The following is a 16,616-nucleotide window of genomic DNA, read 5'->3' as shown; positions in this document are numbered from 1 at the left end:
GGAGGGGCGGCTCTCCGGCGGTCGTTCGATGCGGGGACACGTTCGTACGGAACGACGGATGCTCAGGACGTGCCGGGTCACCGGAAGGAGGCGTCGTCGATGTAGAGGCCGTCGGTGCCGGCGGCCGTCTCGACGTAGAAGGAGGCGTTGGTCAGCGTTCCGGTCCAGGAGACGGTCGTGGTGCCGGTCAGCTGTGTCCAGCCGTTCGTGCCGGCCGTCTGCGCAGGGGTGAGCTGGTGGTAGCTCGTGGTGCCGTTCGCCGTGATCGTCAGGGTCGCCTTCGCGCTGGGGGTTCCGCTCTGCGATCGCACCCAGACGCTCGTGGTGTAGCTCTTGCCGTTGGTGAGCTGGGCGGTGACGTTCTGGTGGGGGCCGTTCCAGGCCGCGGCCCGACCGGAGTTGAGCAGGGACCGGTTGCCGGCGTGGGCGACGTCGGTGGTGGAGGACAGGGTGCCGCCGGAGGCGGTCCAGCCGGTCGTGCCGTCCTCCATGGTGCCGTTCGTCAGCAGTTCGGAGCCGCTGCCCGGCGTGAACTGCCACCAGTTGAGGTTGAGCAGGTAACCGCTGCCGCCGGCGAAGCGGAGGTAGAGGTCACGCGTGCCGGTCGCCCCGGACACCGGGCAGGTGACCGAGGTCCAGTTCTGCCACCCGCCGGTGCCGGCGACGGTGCAGGTGCCCACGAGGGTGCCGGTGGCGCTGCCGAGCCGCAACTCGATCCGGCCGCCGCCGGTGGCCGAGGCCACGCGGGCGGTGAAGGAGGAAGCGCCGTCGCCGAAGGCGACGCCCTTGACCTTGAGGTAGTCGCCGTTCTCGATGTAGCCCACGTTCATGCCGCCCTCACCGGACGGTTCCGTCTCGACCCCGGCGGCCCAGGCGATGGTCTCGGCCTCCTGGCGGACGAACGGGTTGAGCGTGCCGATCTGGGGCGGCCCCGCGGTGGTCATGTTGATGGTGGGGAACGTGCCGTCGGCGTTGTAGGTGAACTTCTCCACGGCCACCGACCTGGTGTAACCGCCCCCACCGGGAAGGGCGCCGTTGTGGTAGAAGAAGTACGAGCCGCCGTTGAAGTCGATGATCCCGGCGTGGTTGGTGAAGCTGCCCCCCTGCCTGGGCATGATCGTCCCCCGGTAGGTCCACGGCCCGGTGGCGCTGGGCGCCGTCGAGTAGGCGATGAACTCCGAGCAGCACTCGGCGGCGAAGACGTTGTAGTACACGCCGTTGCGCTTGAAGACCCAGGGGCCCTCCTCGTACAGGGTGGGGCGGGAGGCGTTGCCGGTGCGCGTGCCGAAGCCGGCGGTGGTGAGCGGGATCTGGGCCGGGCTGCCGGAGTAGGAGATCATGTCCGTGTTCAGCCGGACGTACCAGAGGCGAGGGTTGCCCCAGTACAGGTAGGCCTGGCCGTTGTCGTCGATGAAGACGTTCGGGTCGATCTCGTTGTTGTTGACCAGCGGGCGGCCGAGGGCGTCCCGGAAGGGTCCGGTCGGGCTGTCGGCGACCGCGACGCCGATGGCCATCGAGCCGGTGGCGCGGTCGCGGACCGGCACGTACCAGTAGAAGCGGCCGTTGCGGTGGGCGACGTGGCCGGCCCAGGCGTTGGCGTCGGCCCAGGCGAAGGTGGCCAGGCTCATGGGGGAGCCGTGGTCGGTCCAGTTGGCCATGTCCGAGGAGGAGTAGACGCGCCAATCACGCATGGTGAAGTACGTGGAGCCGTCCTCGTCGTGGCCGGTGTAGAGGTAGACGCGGCCGTTGTGGACGAGCGGCGCGGGGTCGGCCGTGTAGATGGTCTGCACGATCGGGTTGTCGGCGCCGGCCGCCGGCGGGAACAGCACGTTCGGAAGCAGCAGGCCCACGGTCAAGAGGAACGTACGCAGGGCGAGTCTCACCAGTTGTCTCCCTCAGGCGGGTGGGTGACGGAAATCGGCGCTGCGGGACCGGCCTCGCGGTCTCATTGTTAGCGCTAACAATTTGCGATGCGGGGGTACGCGGGCCTCCTTCGGTGAGGGTGTTGTCGCGGAGTACATCCGACGGTCCGGCCCGGCGTCAACGAGGGGGAGCCCCTGCCGGCCTGGGCGCTGCCGCCGGAACGCCTTCCCGCCTGGAGCTTCGTCTCCGCGGGGATCGCGACGCACCGCCCGTGGAGGTGAAAGTTTCACAGAAGTCACCCGGTGGCGCCGTCTAACTTGCGAGAGATCCGGGGGTAAGTTGCCGAGGGGCCACGCCTGACGTCGCGAATGACCCAACGCTGGCGGAGCATGGGGCGGCGAACACCGCGTTTGGCACCGGGTTGCGGTCGCTGTACGAACGGGTTCGATCTTAGTTAAGTTTCTTCAGGCGAACGTTTGACGGGTCGTGTGACGCCCTCCGACGGGCTCGTCCTCGCGGGAGAAGCGCACGCCGTCCTCAGTCCAGGCGAGCCCGATGCGGGAGACGCGGTCGGCGGCGTGCGCGCGGCAGAGCAGCGCGACCCGGCCCCTGGCGACGATCGCGGCCCGTACGCCAAGGGGATCGCCAAGCGGCAGCAGCCGCCTACGCCGACAGCGCCGGGCCGTCCCTGCGGGCCGTCGCGCGAGCGGCCGGGCTGAGCGAGCGCGGCCTGCTGCACTACTTCCCCGCCCGCGACGAGCTGTTCGTGCCGATACTCGCCGAGCGCGACGCCGCGCGTCGATGCCGACTTCGCCGCCCGCATCCTGATCGCCGCCTCCGACGGCCTGCAGGCCCAGTGGCTCCTCGACACCGACCTCGACCTGGAAGGCGACCTCGACCGCCTGGCCCGGCTCCTCAAGGCGGCCGCCACCCGCCAGTGAGGGCGGGCTCCTGGAGCGCGCACGGTCATCCTTCTCCGGAAACGACGCTCAGCAGGTCGGTGTACACGCGTCGCGAGGGGAACCGAGCCAGTGCGCTCGTCAATTCCGCGCGGGCGTTCTCCCGGTGCAGGGGGTCTGCGTCGGGGTCCAGTCTGAGCCGCGCCTGAACGGCGACATAATTCAGCAGCGTCGCCGCGCTCATGGCGAACATCTGCTCGTCGCCCACCACGGCCCGCCCAGCCGCCCGCCGATAGGCGGAAAGCGTCCGCAAGACTCCGGCCCGGTTCACCACACCGTCCCGCACGTGCCAGCCGAGCAGCACCGAGGCCAGCTCCCGCGCCGGGCTTCCCGGCCCGGCGTCATCCCAGTCGAGCAGGATGAGCCCCGCCTCGTCGGCGAGCACGTTCGACGGCTGGACGTCCAGGTGGCACATGATCCGCTCGTGCTCCGGTATCGGCTTCACCCACCGCGCCAGGTCGATGATCGCCCGAAGGCTATGGCGAAGCAGGGGCGCCCAATCCTCGCCGGCTGCGGCCGCCGCACGCGTGATCTCCTCCCATTCGCTCTCTTCCGGAACGACCTCGTACCAGGGATCGGTTTCCCCGGAGGCGGGGGCCGCGAGCCCATGCAGCCGCCCCAGCAGTTCTCCGAGCCGCGCGGCCGTCGCCGGATCGTCAGGATCGACAGGCGCGCCCTCGACCCAGGAATAGAGCCGCACCATCCTGCCTCCCGCACTTTCGGGAAGGGGCTGCAGGTAATCACCGTCCACACCTCGGAGGTTCATCGGCGATCTGACTCCTGCCGACGCGGCCAGATCACGGAACGCCGCTTCTCTGCTGGCCGCTCCTTCGTCCATCGTCCAGAAGAACTCTTTTACGGCATACAGCCGTTCATCCACCGCCAGCCTGTGCACCATTCCCATGGCGCCTCTGCCGATGGCGGTTACCTCCCTTCTCGCTCCGCCTTCCAGCCCGTAGGCCGTGCTCACGGCGGAGATGAAGTCAATGTTCTGGTCAGTGGTTCCCGGCATGCCGGGAGATCGGCAGGCTCGCGGGTCAGGGCGGATGCTCATGGAAGGACGCTTTCCAAGCGGTAAGCTCCCCTTTCGAGGAGGTTTCGAATGGCGAAAGTGGCCTTGGTCGGCGCGGGGAACGTCGAACTGACCCGCAAGATCCTCTCCGACCTGATGTCCAGCCCCGAACTGGCCGGCAGCCTGCGGGTGGCCCTCCACGATATCGATGCCCAGCGCCTGGCGACCGCCGAGCTGTTGTCCCGCCGCCTGAACGCCGAGACGGGCGCGGGCGCGACGATCGAGGCCGGCACCGACCGCGAAGCGGCGCTGGCCGGCGCCGACTTCGTCGTCTGCCAGATCGACGTGGGCGGCTACGACGCGGCGCTGGCCGACTTCGAGATTCCCCACCGGTACGGCGTGCGCCAGACCGTCGGCGACACGCTCGGCCTCGGCGGCATCTTCCGCGGCCTGCGCGCCATGCCCGTCCTGCTCGATCTGGCGCGCGACATGGTGCGGCTGTGCTCCCAGGCCTGGCTGCTCAACTACACCGACCCCCTGGCCATGTTGTGCGGGGCCGTGGTCGCGGGCACGCCGCTGCGCCGGGTGGCCGGGCTGTGCCACTCGGTCCGCGACACCCACGCGCTGCTCGCCGACCTGATCGGCCGCGAGCTCGACGACATCGACTTCCTCACCGCCGGGCTGAATCACCAGGCGTTCGTGCTCCGTTTCGAAAGCGGCGGACAATCCCTCTACGACGAGCTCGACCACGTCATGGCCGCCGATCCCGAGCTGCGCGGGCACGTCCGCGCGGAGATCTACCGGCGTTTCGGCTATTTCCCGACCGAGTCCAGCGAGCACGCGGCGGAGTACGTGTCCTGGTTCCTGCCGCACGAGAAGGAGGTGCTCCGGCTCAACCTGCCGCTGAACGAGGGCCTGCGGCGCCGGCTGCGCAAATTCGACGCCTACGAGCGGCTGCGGGAGGCGCTGGCCGCCGGCAAGCCGGTGCTGGCCCGGTGGAAGCACTTCGAGATGGCCTCCGAAGTGATCCACTCGCTGCTGACCGGCACGCCGCGAGAGGTGCAGCTCACCCTGCCCAACCACGGGCTGATCGACAATCTGCCGGCAAGCGCCTGCGTGGAGGTGCCCGCCCTGGTGGACGGCGCGGGAATCCACCCCAAGCCGGTCGGCGCCCTGCCCGTGCAGCTCATGGCGCTCAACCGGTCGTTTCTGAATGTGGTGGAATTGACCACGACAGCGGTCCTGGAAGAGCGACGATCGGCGGTGTACCAGGCGGCCATGCTTGACCCCAGCACCTCGGCGACCCTCCCGCCGGCCGACATCGAGGCGGTGTGCGACGACATAATCACGGCACAGGCGGCGTACCTGCCCGGCGGCATCACGCGCGGCGGGGCGGGCCGATGAAGGACCCGGCGCCTTCGGCGCCTCCCGCCGGCGACGCCGGAGCCCCGCTGCGCCGCGAACGCATCGTGGCGCTGGTGCTGGAGCACGAGTTCGTCCGGGTCACCGACCTGGCGGAGACGTTCGGCGTGTCCAGCGTGACGATCCGCGGCGATCTGGAGGTGCTCGGCCGTCAGGGCGCGCTGCGCCGGGTCCGCGGCGGGGCGATGCACGTCAAGGCCGCGCCGCCTCCTGAGGAGGCGTCGTCCGGGACCGCGGTGGACAGCCTGGCGCTGGAGAAGACCCAGCTCGCCCGGCACGCCGCCGCGCTGGTGGCCGACGGCGAGAACATCATCATCGATGCCGGCACCACCGCCACGTTTCTGGCCCGCGAGCTGGTGGCCCGCGGCGACCTGGCCGACGTTGTGATCTTCACCAACAGCCTGCGGGTCGCGGCGGAGCTGGAGCCCGCCATTCCCCGCTTCTCCGTCCTCGTCACCGGCGGAACGCTCCGGCCGGCCACGCACGCGCTCGTCGACCCGCTGGGCGGGGCCATGCTGGAGCGCATCCACGCCGACACGGTCTTCCTCGGCTGCCACGGTGTTCACCTGGAGTCCGGGCTCACCGGGGCGCACCTGCTGGAGGCCGAGCTGAAACAGCGCATGATCAACGCCTCCCGGCGCCGGGTCGTGCTGGCGGACTCCACGAAGCTGGGCCGGATCGGGCTGGCGCCGATCTGTGCGCTGTCCAAGGTCAACCTCCTCGTCACCGACGCCGGCGCGGCGCCCGGTTTCGTGAGCGCCGTCCAGGAGCAGGGCGTCGGCGTCGAGCTGGCGAGGGGACGCCCGCCTGACGGGGATGCCGAGGGGGAGTGCCGGTCAGGCCTGGAGGGTGAGTAGGGCGGGCATCCCGTCGGTGAACAGCCGCGCGTCGACCTGGTCCAGGGCGACGCGCAGCGCGCCGAGGGCGACACTGTCGGCGCCGAGGTCGGAGGCCCTGATCTCGGGGACACGCAGGCAGAGGCGGCCGAGCTCCCGCTCGAAGGGCTCGATGAGCAGGTCCGCGGAGCGGGAGTAGCCGCCGCCGAGGATGACGACCTGCGGGTCGAGGGTCAGTACGAGCGCCGCGGCGCCCACGGCCAGGTCCTTGACGTAGCGGCGCAGCGCGGTGCGGGCGTGGCGGTCGCCCTCGCGGGCGCGTTCGAAGACCCAGGCGGCCTTGTCGTTGGGGTGGATGTCCCCGGGTACCCCCGGGCAGTTCTCGATGTGGGAGGGGGCGGCGAGCCAGCGGACCGCCTTGAGGGCACCGATCTCGCCGGCCGCCCCGCCGTAGCCGCGCCGCAGGGTGCCGTCGAGGATGAGGCCGGCGCCGGTGCGCATGCCCGCCAGCAGGTAGACGATGTCGTCGGCGTCCTGCGCGGCGCCCTTCCAGCGTTCGGCGACGGCGGCGAGCTTGCAGTCGTTCTCGACCAGGATCGGGCAGGTGAAGCGGGCCGAGAGGTGCTCGGCGGGGGAGACGCTCGCCCAGCCGGGCAGCGGGGTGAACAGGGTGGTGCGGCCGGTGGCGTCGACCGGGCCGGTCACGCCGACCGTCACCGCCCAGATCTGCTCGGGCCGCATCCCGGCGTCCGACAGGCACTGGCTGATGGCGGTGTCGACGGCCCGCAGCCGCGCGGCGGGGTCGGCGTCCGGCTCGACCGGGAGCCGGTGACTGTGCAGCACCTGTCCTTCGAGGTCGGCGAGCAGGACGAGGATCTTGTGGCCGCCGACGTCGACGCCGAGCACGTGCCCGGCGCCGGCGTTGAAGCGGTAGCGGCGGGCGGGGCGGCCGACGCTGCTGCCGTCGGGCTCGACGACCTGCACCCATCCCTCGGTGACCAGCCCGCGGACCACGACGTCGGTGCCGGGCCGGGACAGGCCGGTGCGGGTGGCGAGCTCGGTGACGGTGGCGGGTGGCTGCCCCCGCATCGCCCGCACGACGCTGAGTGAGTTGATCTCACGCAGTCTGCTGACGTCTACTCCGGCCGCCTCGGGCACCCCTACCCCCAATTATGCTTCGTTGTAGCGTAATTCTACCGGCTCCGTCAGGAGATCGGATACTGCTGTCCCGGTCTCAGAGCGCCGGTGAAGTCCACGGTGCGGCCGTCGATGACGAAACTGTACCGGCCCGTCCGGACGATCTCCGGCCGCTCGGCCAGGTAGGCCGCCATGTGCTCGAGCTCGTCCGCGCTGAGCCACGACGGCGGGTCGGAGACCGCCTTGAAGCCGCAGATCGTGGCCAGGTCCCGCAACCAGCCCATCTGCGTCTCGGTGAGCAGGTTGAGCCGGCTGCGGAAGTACACGATGTCCGGGTCGACCTGGAGCAGCCGTGACTGCCACAGCCGGTGCAGCGTGTTCACCACGGCGTTGTAGGCCATGGCGTCCGAGGGGTCGTCGGTGGCGTAGTTGGTCCACAGCGGGGCGACGTCGGGGCCGCTGCGCAGCCCGTCGGCCAGGCCGAGCGAGGGCAGCAGCAGGGCGCCGCTGCCGAGCAGGTAGACCTCCGGGCCCGCGACGCGCCGGATCAGGGAGAACGCGTCGCGATAGGCCTGCTCGCGGTGCCCGCCGGAGTGCCGGACGCCGGGGACCGCGCCGGCGTTGACGAAGTCGAGCTTGAGGTAGGTGAAGCCCCACTCGTGCACGACCCTGTGGATCAGCTGGGTGAGGTGCTCCTGGACGCCGGGGTGGGTGAGGTCCAGGGCCCAGTACGAGGTGCCCCAGTTGTATCCGGCGACGACCGGCTGCCCAGCGGCGTCGCGCAGCAGGAACTCGGGGTGCTCGCGGGCGGTGCGCGACGTCGGCAGCGCGATGAACGGCGCCAGCCACAGCCCCGCCCTCATGCCCGCGGCGTTGATCCGCTCGGTCAGGGCGCGCATGCCGGAGGGAAACTTGTGGTTGGGCTCCCAGTCCCCGACGGCGAGCTCCCAGCCGTCGTCGATCTGGGCGACGTCGTACGGCAGGCCCGCCAGCGAGGCGAGGTCCTTGTTCAGCACCTGCTCGCTGACGTCCTCGTAGTAGGCGTACCAGGTGCACCAGACGTTGCCGGCCTGCCGGTCGCTGCGGCCCAGCCGCGCCGCGAGCTGGTCGGTGTAGCGGTCGAAGACCTCCTGCTCGCTCCCGTAGGCGAGGAACCACGGAGCGCCGTCGTCCTCGTACCAGCCGGCGAGGGTGTCGCGGTCGGCGGACAGCCGGGGGGTGCCCAGCCCGAGGGAGCCCAGCAGGAGCACCTGCCCGTCGTCGCCCTGCAGCGCGGCCACGGCCGAGGAGTGGTGGCGGGCCGGGTCGTCCCAGATCGTGTCGTCCGCGGTCAGGCGCCGCTTCGGGTTGGCGATCCGCAAGGGAGGCTCGCTGAGCCGGCGCCACCCGCAGGGGCTCCACGAGTTCTGACCATGCCGGTAGAACAGGGCGTCGCCGAGACCGTGCAGGATCGCGACCCTTCCTGACGGCAGGACGAGACCGCCGGCGACGGGCGTGGGGGGCTCGGAACCGGTGAGCTCGATCGCGAATTCACGACCGGCCAGGTCGACGAGCAGGGGCATGGTTCTCCTTCGAGCAGCGGTGTTCAATCGGCGGTGTACGAGCAGCAGTGCCCGTCCGGTGGAGGTGCGGGGTGCCGATTCCGCCGGACGGGCAGATGAGCCTGAACGATCAGGCGAACAGGCTGTTGACCTGCTGGTTGGCCTTCTTCAGCGCCTCGGCGGGCTCGAGCTGGCCGAGGATGACCGACTGCAGGGCGTCCTGCACGATCTGGCTGATCTCGGTGCCGTGGTCGGTGATCGGCAGGAGGAACGTGCTGCCGGGCGTCTTGGTGTAGTCGACGTACACCTGCACGTCACGGCCCTTGGCCTTGTGCGCGGCCAGAGCCTTCTCCGCCGAGGTCTTGATCGCGGGGAACACCACGGCGTTGCCGGCGACCACGTCCTGGCAGGCGGTCGAGCCGAGGTACTTCACCCACTTCCACGCGGCGTCCTTGTGCTCGGTGCCCGCCCAGATGGCGTCCGACAGGCCGTTGATGGCGCTCTTGCGCGACCCGACCGGCCCGATGGGCAGCGGGGCGAGCGCGAACTTGTGCTTGGCGCCGTCGCCCATGTACGTGTTGATGGTCCAGGAGCCGGCGATCGTGAGCGCGGCCTTCCCGGAGTTCATCACGGCGTCGATGCCGAGCGTCGACTGCTTGTCGAAGCGGGGCGCGAACCCCTTGTCCGTCAGCGCCTTGTACCAGCCGATGGTCTCGATCAGCTTGGGGTCGTCGTACTTGAACTGGGTGCCCCACGGGTTCTTGTCGAGGTAGGTCCAGCCGTTGGCGGCGGCCAGCTCGCCCCAGCCGTTCTGGCCCTGGGAGCCGTCGTTCCACTCCGGCTGGTAGCCGTAGATCGCGACGTGGTCCTTGTCGAAGTCCGGGTCCAGGCCGTTGCGGCCCTTGTCGTCGACGGTGAGCTTGGCGATGACCTGCTCGAAGGTGCCGCCGTCGGTGGGGTTCCAGGTCAGGTCGGCCAGCTCCGCGGGCTTCACGCCCGCCTTGTCGAGCATGTCGCTGTTGTAGACGATCGCCTCGGTGTCCCAGTCCTTGGGCAGCCCGTACCGCTTGCCGTCCTTGGTCCACAGGTCCGCCAGCCCGTCCTGGTACTGGGTCAGATCGACCTTGTCGGCGTCGACGTAGGGCTGGATGTCGAGGATCTGCTGGCTGGAGACGAACTGCGGGTAGTACGACACCTGGTTGGTCCACACGTCGGGCGCCTCGCCCGCCGCCAGCTGCGTGGTCAGGTTCTGCCAGTACTGCGCCCAGGCCGTCTGGGTGATCTTGATGGTGATGTTCGGGTTCGCCTGGTGGAAGGCGTCGGCGCAGGCCTGGTAGGAGGCCTGCTGGTTGTCGTCCCACAGCCAGTAGTCGAGCGTGACGGCACCACCCGCGTCACCGCCCGCCGGCTCGTCCGCCCCGGAACCGCCGCACGCGGTGAGCGTGGTGCCCGCCATCAGCCCGCACAGCAGGGCTGCGGCGACCCGCTTCGTGTTGATCATCGAGGTGCCTCTTTCTGGGGGATAGGGCCGAGGGCCCGAGAAAGTTCCCTCTTGCCTTGTCGGCTCTCTCGAATAATGATGTGGCTCATCGAAAATTTGTCAAGGCCAGCTCATAAGTGCTTTGGCAATCGTCATGTGGAGGCATCGATGGTCCACTCTCCGATCCGCCGGCCTGCACGGATGGCGCTCGTCGCCCTCCTGGCCGCGGCCGTCACGGCGCTGCCCGCCCCGAGCTCGGCCACGGCCGGCCAGCCGGGGTGGCGGAATCTGGCGGCGGCGCCGGCTCCCGACGCCAATCCGCTGGAGGGCTTCATCCCCTACGCCGGCGCCTATACGACGTTCCCGCACTCGATGGAGTGGTTCTACCTGCCGGTGAACGCGGTGATGACCGGCCCGCACCGGTTCGACTGGCGGGCGCTGGAAGAGCAGCTGGACGCGATCGCCGCCCGCGGCCACCAGGCGGCGTTCCGCTTCTACCTGGACTATCCGGGCAAGCCCAGCGGCGTCCCGCAGTTCCTGCTCGACCAGGGCCTGCTGACCCGGCCGTACGACGACTTCGGCAACAACGGGCAGAGCGTGTCGCCCGACTACGACGACCCGAACCTGACCGCCGCGCTCGATCGGTTCATCGCCGCACTCGGCCGCCGCTACGACGGCGACCCGCGGATCGGATTCGTCCAGCTCGGCCTGCTGGGCTTCTGGGGCGAGTGGCACACCTGGCCGCACAACGGGGACCCGGGCACGGAGAACTGGTTCGCGTCCCCGGCCGAGCAGCTCAGGGTGCTGGACGCCTACGACAGGGCCTTCGACCGGACCAGGCTCATGGTCCGCTACCCCGGCGCCGACAACAAGGCGCACGACCTGGGCTACCACGACGACTCCTTCGCCTACTCCACCCTGCCGGGCCCCGGCTGGCACTTCATGGACCTGATGCGGCAGGCGGGCACCACCGACAAGTGGCGGACCAACACGGTCGCCGGCGAGCTGCGGCCCGAGCTGCAGGGCTGCCTGTTCAACGTGCCGATGGACTGTCCCGGCGACGGGGACAAGGACTTCGACACGAGCGTCGCCCAGACCCACGCCACCTGGCTGCTCAACCACTACGCCTTCAGCCCCGGATACACCGGCGCCGCCTACGACCAGGCGCTGAAGGGCGCCAGGTCGCTGGGCTACGAGTTGCGCGTCACCGCGGTGCGCACCGAGCGGCGGCGCGGCAGCCTCGGCGTCGCCGTCCGGATCAGCAACGACGGCGTGGCCCCGTTCTCCTACGACTGGCCCGTCCAGCTGGCCGCGGTCGGCCGGGACGGGCGGATCGCCCGGACCTGGACCACGTCGTGGAAGCTGACCGGCGTCATGCCCGGCGAGCCCGCCGAGCTCACCGCCACCCTGCCGCTCGGGTTGCGGAAGGGCGAGTACACGCTGGTCCTGCGGGCCGCCAACCCGCTGCCGAACGGCATGCCGCTGCGCTTCGCCAACGCCGGCCAGGACACGACCGTTCCCGGCTGGCTGACCCTCGGGCGGATCCGGGCCTCCTGACGCCGAGGGGTGCGGCTCCGGCCGCACCCCCGCTTCCTCACTTGATGCCGGAGAAGTTCATCGACTGCACCAGCCGCTTGCCCAGGAAGACGAGCAGGATGAGCACCGGGATGACGGACAGCACCGAACCGGCCATGATCCCGGTCCAGTCCGGCCCCCGGTTCGGCGACTGCTGGAGGAAGACGCCCAGCCCGACGGTGAGCACCCGGGTGTCCTCGGCCTTGCCCGCCAGCAACGGCCACAGGTAGTCCTTCCAGCTCCACACGACCGTGGTCAGCCCGATGGTGATCAGCGGGCCGCGGCTCATGGGCAGCACGATCCTCCAGAACATGCCCCACCGGCTGATGCCCTCCAGCGTCGCGGCCTCCTCCACGTCCCGGGGGATGGACAGGAAGAACTGGCGCAGGAAGAACACCGCGAACGGCGTCATCAGCAGGCTGGGCAGGACCAGGCCCGGGAACGTGTTCAGCAGGTCCAGCTGCTTGACCAGCACGAAGTTGGGCAGGATCGTGAAGATCGGCGGCACCATCAGAGCGGCGATGATCGCGGTGAAGGCCAGGTCCCGGCCGGGGAAGCGCAGCCGCGCGAAGGCGTAGCCCGCCATGGCGCAGCAGAAGGTCTGCACGACGGCGATCAGCCCGCTGTAGACGATCGAGTTGAACGTGTAGAGCAGGAAGTTCAGCTGTGCGCCCGACCCGCCCGCGGCCCTGGCCGTCTCGGCGTCGACCAGCCCCAGCACCCGGGCGAAGTTGATCAGCGTGGGGTGGTCCGGCCACAGCGCGGTCGAGTCGGTGTAGAGGTCGCCCGCCGGGGTCAGGGCCGTGCGGACCATCCAGTAGAAGGGGAAGACGGTGAGCACGACCGCGGCGATGACGGCGAGCCAGGCGGCCTTCCTGCCGATTTTCATTCCGAAGGCTCCTTAAGCCAGGTCCGAACGCGACGCGCGCAGCATCCGCAGCTGAATGGTGGTCAGCACGCCGAGGATGACCACGAGGACCATCGCCAGGGCGGAGGCGTATCCCATGTCGAAGTAGGTGAACGCCCGCTGGTAGATGTAGTAGTAGATGACCCTGGTCTCCGGGATGGGGGCCTTGCCGCCGTACACGACCGCGACCGTGTCGAAGATCTGGAACGAGCCGATCAGCGACACCACCAGCACCAGCGCCAGGATCGGCCGCAGGAGCGGCAGCGTGATCGAGCGGAACATGCGCCACTCGCCGGCGCCGTCCATCGCCGCGCCCTCGTACAGGTGCGGCGGGATCTGCAACATCCCCGCGTAGAGCAGCAGTGCGGTGTAGCCCGTGAAGGTCCAGGTGTTGACCAGGGCCACCAGCGGCATCGCCCACTCCGGCGAGTTGAAGGAGAGGGTCGTGTCGAGCCCGGTCAGGCCGATGAGGTGGTTGACGAACCCGAGATCGGGATCCAGCAGCCAGGCCCACAGCAGGCCGATCGTCACGTTCGGCACCAGCCAGGGCACCAGCAGCGTCGCGCGCAGGACGACCGACCGGGTCAGCCGGTGCATCAGCGCGGCCAGCCCGAGCGCGAGCAGCGTCTGTGAAACGATGTTCACGACCACGTAGTAGCCCGTGACCTTGAGCGCGTTCCACGCCTGCGCGTCGCTGATCAGCTCCCGGTAGTTGTCCCCGCCGACGTACTTCGGATCGGCGAGCAGGCTGTAGTCCGTGAACGAGTACCAGATGCCGCGGACCGTCGGGTAGGCGTAGAAGACGGCGAAACCGACGATCACCGGCAGCAGGAACAACCACGCGACCCGGCGGTCGTCCCGCCGCCGGCGCCGCGCGCGACCACGGCGGCCGGGAAGCCCTTGCCGCTGGTCGGTCCCGGCATCGAGTCGTGTCCCAACCGCTTGCATGGGCGCTCCCTGTCGACTGCCACTCGCCGGCTTTCCGTGCGGCCGGTCCTGGGTAATAATGATGTGAGCAATCGATATTTTGTCAAGAGCGCATCATATCTGCCCGGGCGCGGCGGCGGACTTGCGATAGCAAAAGTGGATCTGGCGTAAGCGAAGGCTTCGTGCTTGTATTCCGTTACATCCAGGTTTCGCTGTGGCAAACCACCCCCCACCCTCCGAGGCCCCCATGAAGATCAGACGTTGGTTCGCCTCCCTCGCCGCCATCACGACCCTGCTGTCAGGCGGGGCGGTCCCCGCGTCGGCCGCCCCGGCCGGCCCGCCCGCCCGGCCGCCCGCCGGGCCGCCCCCGGACACCACGCTGACCACCCACACCTACGCCTACGCCCCCACGCCGGTGGGGCAGCCGCTGAAGGGGTTCGCCCCCTACCTGTTCCCCGGCGACAACTACGACGCCAAGTACCCCGGCGGCGTGATGTGGACCTACTTCGCGCTCAACGAGATCATGACGAACCCCTCGAACTGCAACGCCTTCGACTGGACGCTCTTCGAGAAGGCGCTGGACGAGTCAGCCGTGTGGGGCCGCCAGGTCGCCTTCCGGTTCTACGTGGAGTACCCGGGCGGCACCTCCTCCCACCCCGGCAACGGCATCCCGCCGTGTCTCAACGGCAAGATGGCGCTGCGCAACAACGGGTTCTGGGGCACCGTCAGCCCCGACTACGACGACCCCGACGTCATCGCCGCGTTCACCAACTTCATCAACGCCTTCGCCGCCCGCTACGACAAGGCCGGGCCGGGAGGCACGGCCGACCCCCGGATCGGGTTCATGTCCCTGGGCCTGGTCGGGCTGTGGGGTGAATGGCACACCTGGCCCTACGACCGGGACACCGCCGACGGCTACCCCGACCTGATGCCGACCGACGCCACCATCAGCACCCTGATCAACGCCTTCGACTCGGCCTTCGACAACATCCAGCTGGAGGTCCGCTACCCGGGCCTGGCCGGCACCCAGACGGCGGACATCGGCTTCCACGACGACTCCTGGCCCTACAAGGAGCACCGCGGCGGCCAGCTCAAGAGCATGACGCTGCCCAGGTCCATGAACGGCTGGGACGACGCGTTCACCCAGATCATGCTGGACAACGGCACGGAGAACCGCTGGACGACGCACTCCATCGGCGGGGAGGCCCGTCCCGAGATCCAGGGCAGCCTGTACGCCAACTACCCGGCCGGTGGCGGCCAGGTGGACGACGTGCTCGCAGCCACCGAGCTCACCCACATCAGCTGGATGATCAACCAGACGGGCGCGGGCGGGTACAGCCCTGCCGATCCGAAGGTCGCCGCGGGTGTCCGGAAGATGGGCTACAACCTGCACATCCCGCAGGCCAACTTCAACGCGAGCAACGGCGGCACCTTCAAGGTCGGCGTCACCGTGCAGAACGACGGGGTGGCGCCCTTCTACTACCCGTGGAAGTTCGTCCTCGGCCTGCGTGACTCCAGCGGCAGCGTGGTCAAGACCTGGGACACCGACTGGGACATCCGTACCGTCCAGCCGCTCAAGATCCGCGCCTTCCCCGACTGGAACGCCGGCGCCGACCCCACCTACCTCGACTTCGGCCGCCCGGTGAACTTCTCGGCCAACCTCAACGCCGCGGGCGTCCCGGCCGGGAACTACCAGCTCGTCCTCCGGGTGCGTAACCCGCTGGAGGCCATCACCCAGCAGGTGCTGCGCGACCGTCCGGCGTCCGTGCGCCTCACCGACTGGATCATCGACAGGTGGCGGCCCGCCTATCCGCTGTCGTTCGCCAACGCCAACCAGGGTGCCGACGGCTGGGTCGACCTCGGCCAGGTCAGCACCACCGGCACCTGCGGCGGTGACTGCACGGCGCCGTCGGCCCCGGCGGGCCTGGCAGTTACCGCACGTACCGACACCAGCGTCTCGCTGTCCTGGTCCGCCTCCACCGACAGCGGTGGCAGCGGCCTGCGGGGCTACCACGTCTACCGGTCGGGGACGAAGGTCACCGCGACGCCGGTCACCGGCACCTCGTTCACCGACACCGGGCTGACCGCCGGCCGTACCTACCAGTACACGGTCGAGGCGGTCGACAACGCGGGCAACGTCTCGGCCCGGTCGGCCGCCGTGAGCGCCACCACGACCGGATGCTCGGGAGACTGCACCGCGCCCACCGCGCCCACGCTGACCTCGACGGGCAAGGCCGCCACGTCGGTGTCGCTGTCGTGGAACGGGGCCACCGACAATGTCGGGGTCACCGGCTACGAGGTCTACCGGGGCACCACCAGGGTCGCCACCCCCACCGGCACCTCCTACACCGACGAGGGCCTCACCCCCTCGACGAGCTACGCCTACACGGTCAAGGCCAAGGACGCCGCGGGCAACCTCTCGCCGTCGAGCAACACCGTCACCGTCGTCACCGAGGCGGACTCGGGCGGCTCCGGCCTGGTGCTGGACAACTTCGACGGCAGCCCGGCCTACCCGTCGAGCGCGCAGAACGACCTGGGCAAGTGGACGGGAGGAAACTGCTTCCTGGACGGCGGCGGCTCGGGCGTGGTCACCGGCGGGGCGCTGAGCCTGCGCTACAACAACTGCGGCTGGTTCGGCAGCGACGTCGGGGTGGACCTGTCCACCAAGACCCACCTGGTCATCCGGGTCAAGGGTGCCGCGGATGGCGAGCAGGCCCACTTCAACCTCGGCCTCGGTGGCACCACCAAGGTCTTCGCCGACTACGTCCTGGACGGCGGCGCCCACCCGGCCATCACCACGGCCTACCAGGACATCAGGATCCCGATGGCCGCCAACGGGATCAGCCGTACCTCGCCGGGCCAGCTCGCCATGGGCTTCTGGTACGGCGGCAACTCCACCATCACCATCGACGAGATCCGCTTCGAATAGGACCGCCCCGGGATGCCGAGCACCATGC

Annotated in this window: 12 protein-coding genes; 5 read left to right on the top strand and 7 right to left on the bottom strand. The window is 69.7% G+C overall.

The annotated features are described in order from the left end of the window. Window positions 1–77 precede the first annotated feature (77 nt). Window positions 78–1,883, bottom strand: a complete 1,806-nt coding sequence (locus tag HD593_RS32815; RefSeq protein ID WP_185105825.1) for a family 43 glycosylhydrolase — start codon at window positions 1,881–1,883, stop codon at window positions 78–80. Window positions 1,884–2,339: 456 nt separating this feature from the next. Here HD593_RS32815 and HD593_RS32810 point away from each other — a divergent pair, with 456 nt between their 5' ends. Next, the gene (locus tag HD593_RS32810; RefSeq protein WP_185105824.1) at window positions 2,340–2,582 is read left to right on the top strand and encodes a hypothetical protein; all 243 of its coding nucleotides are present in this window, start codon (window positions 2,340–2,342) and stop codon (window positions 2,580–2,582) included. Window positions 2,583–2,829: 247 nt separating this feature from the next. Here HD593_RS32810 and HD593_RS32800 read toward each other — a convergent pair whose 3' ends face one another. Then, the gene (locus tag HD593_RS32800) at window positions 2,830–3,876 is read right to left on the bottom strand and encodes a phosphotransferase enzyme family protein (RefSeq protein ID WP_185105823.1); all 1,047 of its coding nucleotides are present in this window, start codon (window positions 3,874–3,876) and stop codon (window positions 2,830–2,832) included. A 48-nt stretch (window positions 3,877–3,924) separates the two neighbouring features. On the opposite strand from HD593_RS32800, the gene HD593_RS32795 reads away from it, so the two are divergent. Together HD593_RS32795 and HD593_RS32790 are read left to right on the top strand one after the other, a co-directional pair. Next, window positions 3,925–5,238: a family 4 glycosyl hydrolase gene (locus HD593_RS32795; protein WP_185105822.1), complete on the top strand. Its 1,314-nt coding sequence runs from the start codon at window positions 3,925–3,927 to the stop codon at window positions 5,236–5,238. Next, complete coding sequence (locus HD593_RS32790) at window positions 5,235–6,113, top strand: DeoR/GlpR family DNA-binding transcription regulator (RefSeq protein WP_185105821.1); 879 nt, start codon at window positions 5,235–5,237, stop codon at window positions 6,111–6,113. The genes HD593_RS32795 and HD593_RS32790 overlap by 4 nt, the downstream gene beginning before the upstream one ends. Here HD593_RS32790 and HD593_RS32785 read toward each other — a convergent pair. The 3 genes from HD593_RS32785 to HD593_RS32775 all read right to left on the bottom strand — a co-directional run bounded on the left by HD593_RS32785 (window position 6,093) and on the right by HD593_RS32775 (window position 10,271). Then, the gene (locus HD593_RS32785) at window positions 6,093–7,250 is read right to left on the bottom strand and encodes an ROK family protein (protein WP_185105820.1); all 1,158 of its coding nucleotides are present in this window, start codon (window positions 7,248–7,250) and stop codon (window positions 6,093–6,095) included. The genes HD593_RS32790 and HD593_RS32785 overlap by 21 nt on opposite strands. 47 nt (window positions 7,251–7,297) lie before the next feature. Then, window positions 7,298–8,791: a glycoside hydrolase family 36 protein gene (locus HD593_RS32780; protein ID WP_185105819.1), complete on the bottom strand. Its 1,494-nt coding sequence runs from the start codon at window positions 8,789–8,791 to the stop codon at window positions 7,298–7,300. 109 nt (window positions 8,792–8,900) lie between these two features. Then, a complete protein-coding gene (locus HD593_RS32775; RefSeq protein WP_185105818.1) occupies window positions 8,901–10,271 on the bottom strand; it encodes an ABC transporter substrate-binding protein in 1,371 nt (456 codons plus the stop codon). Between the two features lie 147 nt (window positions 10,272–10,418). Between HD593_RS32775 and HD593_RS32770 the strand changes: the two genes are divergently transcribed. Beyond that, window positions 10,419–11,807 (top strand): DUF4832 domain-containing protein, encoded by a 1,389-nt coding sequence (locus HD593_RS32770; RefSeq protein ID WP_185105817.1) that lies wholly within the window; start codon window positions 10,419–10,421, stop codon window positions 11,805–11,807. Window positions 11,808–11,844: 37 nt separating this feature from the next. Here HD593_RS32770 and HD593_RS32765 read toward each other — a convergent pair whose 3' ends face one another. Beyond that, the gene (locus HD593_RS32765; RefSeq protein ID WP_185105816.1) at window positions 11,845–12,714 is read right to left on the bottom strand and encodes a carbohydrate ABC transporter permease; all 870 of its coding nucleotides are present in this window, start codon (window positions 12,712–12,714) and stop codon (window positions 11,845–11,847) included. A 12-nt stretch (window positions 12,715–12,726) separates the two neighbouring features. Further along, window positions 12,727–13,680 carry a carbohydrate ABC transporter permease gene (locus HD593_RS32760; protein ID WP_185105815.1) on the bottom strand — a complete coding sequence of 318 codons (954 nt, stop codon included), beginning with the start codon at window positions 13,678–13,680 and terminating at the stop codon, window positions 12,727–12,729. 226 nt (window positions 13,681–13,906) lie between these two features. Here HD593_RS32760 and HD593_RS32755 point away from each other — a divergent pair, with 226 nt between their 5' ends. Continuing rightward, entirely contained in the window at window positions 13,907–16,588 is a 2,682-nt protein-coding gene (locus HD593_RS32755) for a fibronectin type III domain-containing protein (RefSeq protein WP_185105814.1), read from the top strand. Window positions 16,589–16,616: the final 28 nt, after the last annotated feature.

The organism is Nonomuraea rubra, from assembly GCF_014207985.1.
GTDB lineage: Bacteria > Actinomycetota > Actinomycetes > Streptosporangiales > Streptosporangiaceae > Nonomuraea > Nonomuraea rubra.
Note: the sequence above shows the minus strand (reverse complement) of the source record. Positions and strands in the feature narration are given on the sequence as shown.

Bases quoted from the DNA above. Each gene is read 5' to 3' on its own strand.
- HD593_RS32800 (WP_185105823.1), bottom strand. From the start codon at position 3,876: ATGAGCATCCGCCCTGACCCGCGAGCCTGCCGATCTCCCGGCATGCCG.
- HD593_RS32795 (WP_185105822.1), top strand. From the start codon at position 3,925: ATGGCGAAAGTGGCCTTGGTCGGCGCGGGGAACGTCGAACTGACCCGC.
- HD593_RS32790 (WP_185105821.1), top strand. From the start codon at position 5,235: ATGAAGGACCCGGCGCCTTCGGCGCCTCCCGCCGGCGACGCCGGAGCC.
- HD593_RS32780 (WP_185105819.1), bottom strand. From the start codon at position 8,791: ATGCCCCTGCTCGTCGACCTGGCCGGTCGTGAATTCGCGATCGAGCTC.
- HD593_RS32775 (WP_185105818.1), bottom strand. From the start codon at position 10,271: ATGATCAACACGAAGCGGGTCGCCGCAGCCCTGCTGTGCGGGCTGATG.
- HD593_RS32770 (WP_185105817.1), top strand. From the start codon at position 10,419: ATGGTCCACTCTCCGATCCGCCGGCCTGCACGGATGGCGCTCGTCGCC.
- HD593_RS32765 (WP_185105816.1), bottom strand. From the start codon at position 12,714: ATGAAAATCGGCAGGAAGGCCGCCTGGCTCGCCGTCATCGCCGCGGTC.
- HD593_RS32760 (WP_185105815.1), bottom strand. From the start codon at position 13,680: ATGCAAGCGGTTGGGACACGACTCGATGCCGGGACCGACCAGCGGCAA.
- HD593_RS32755 (WP_185105814.1), top strand. From the start codon at position 13,907: ATGAAGATCAGACGTTGGTTCGCCTCCCTCGCCGCCATCACGACCCTG.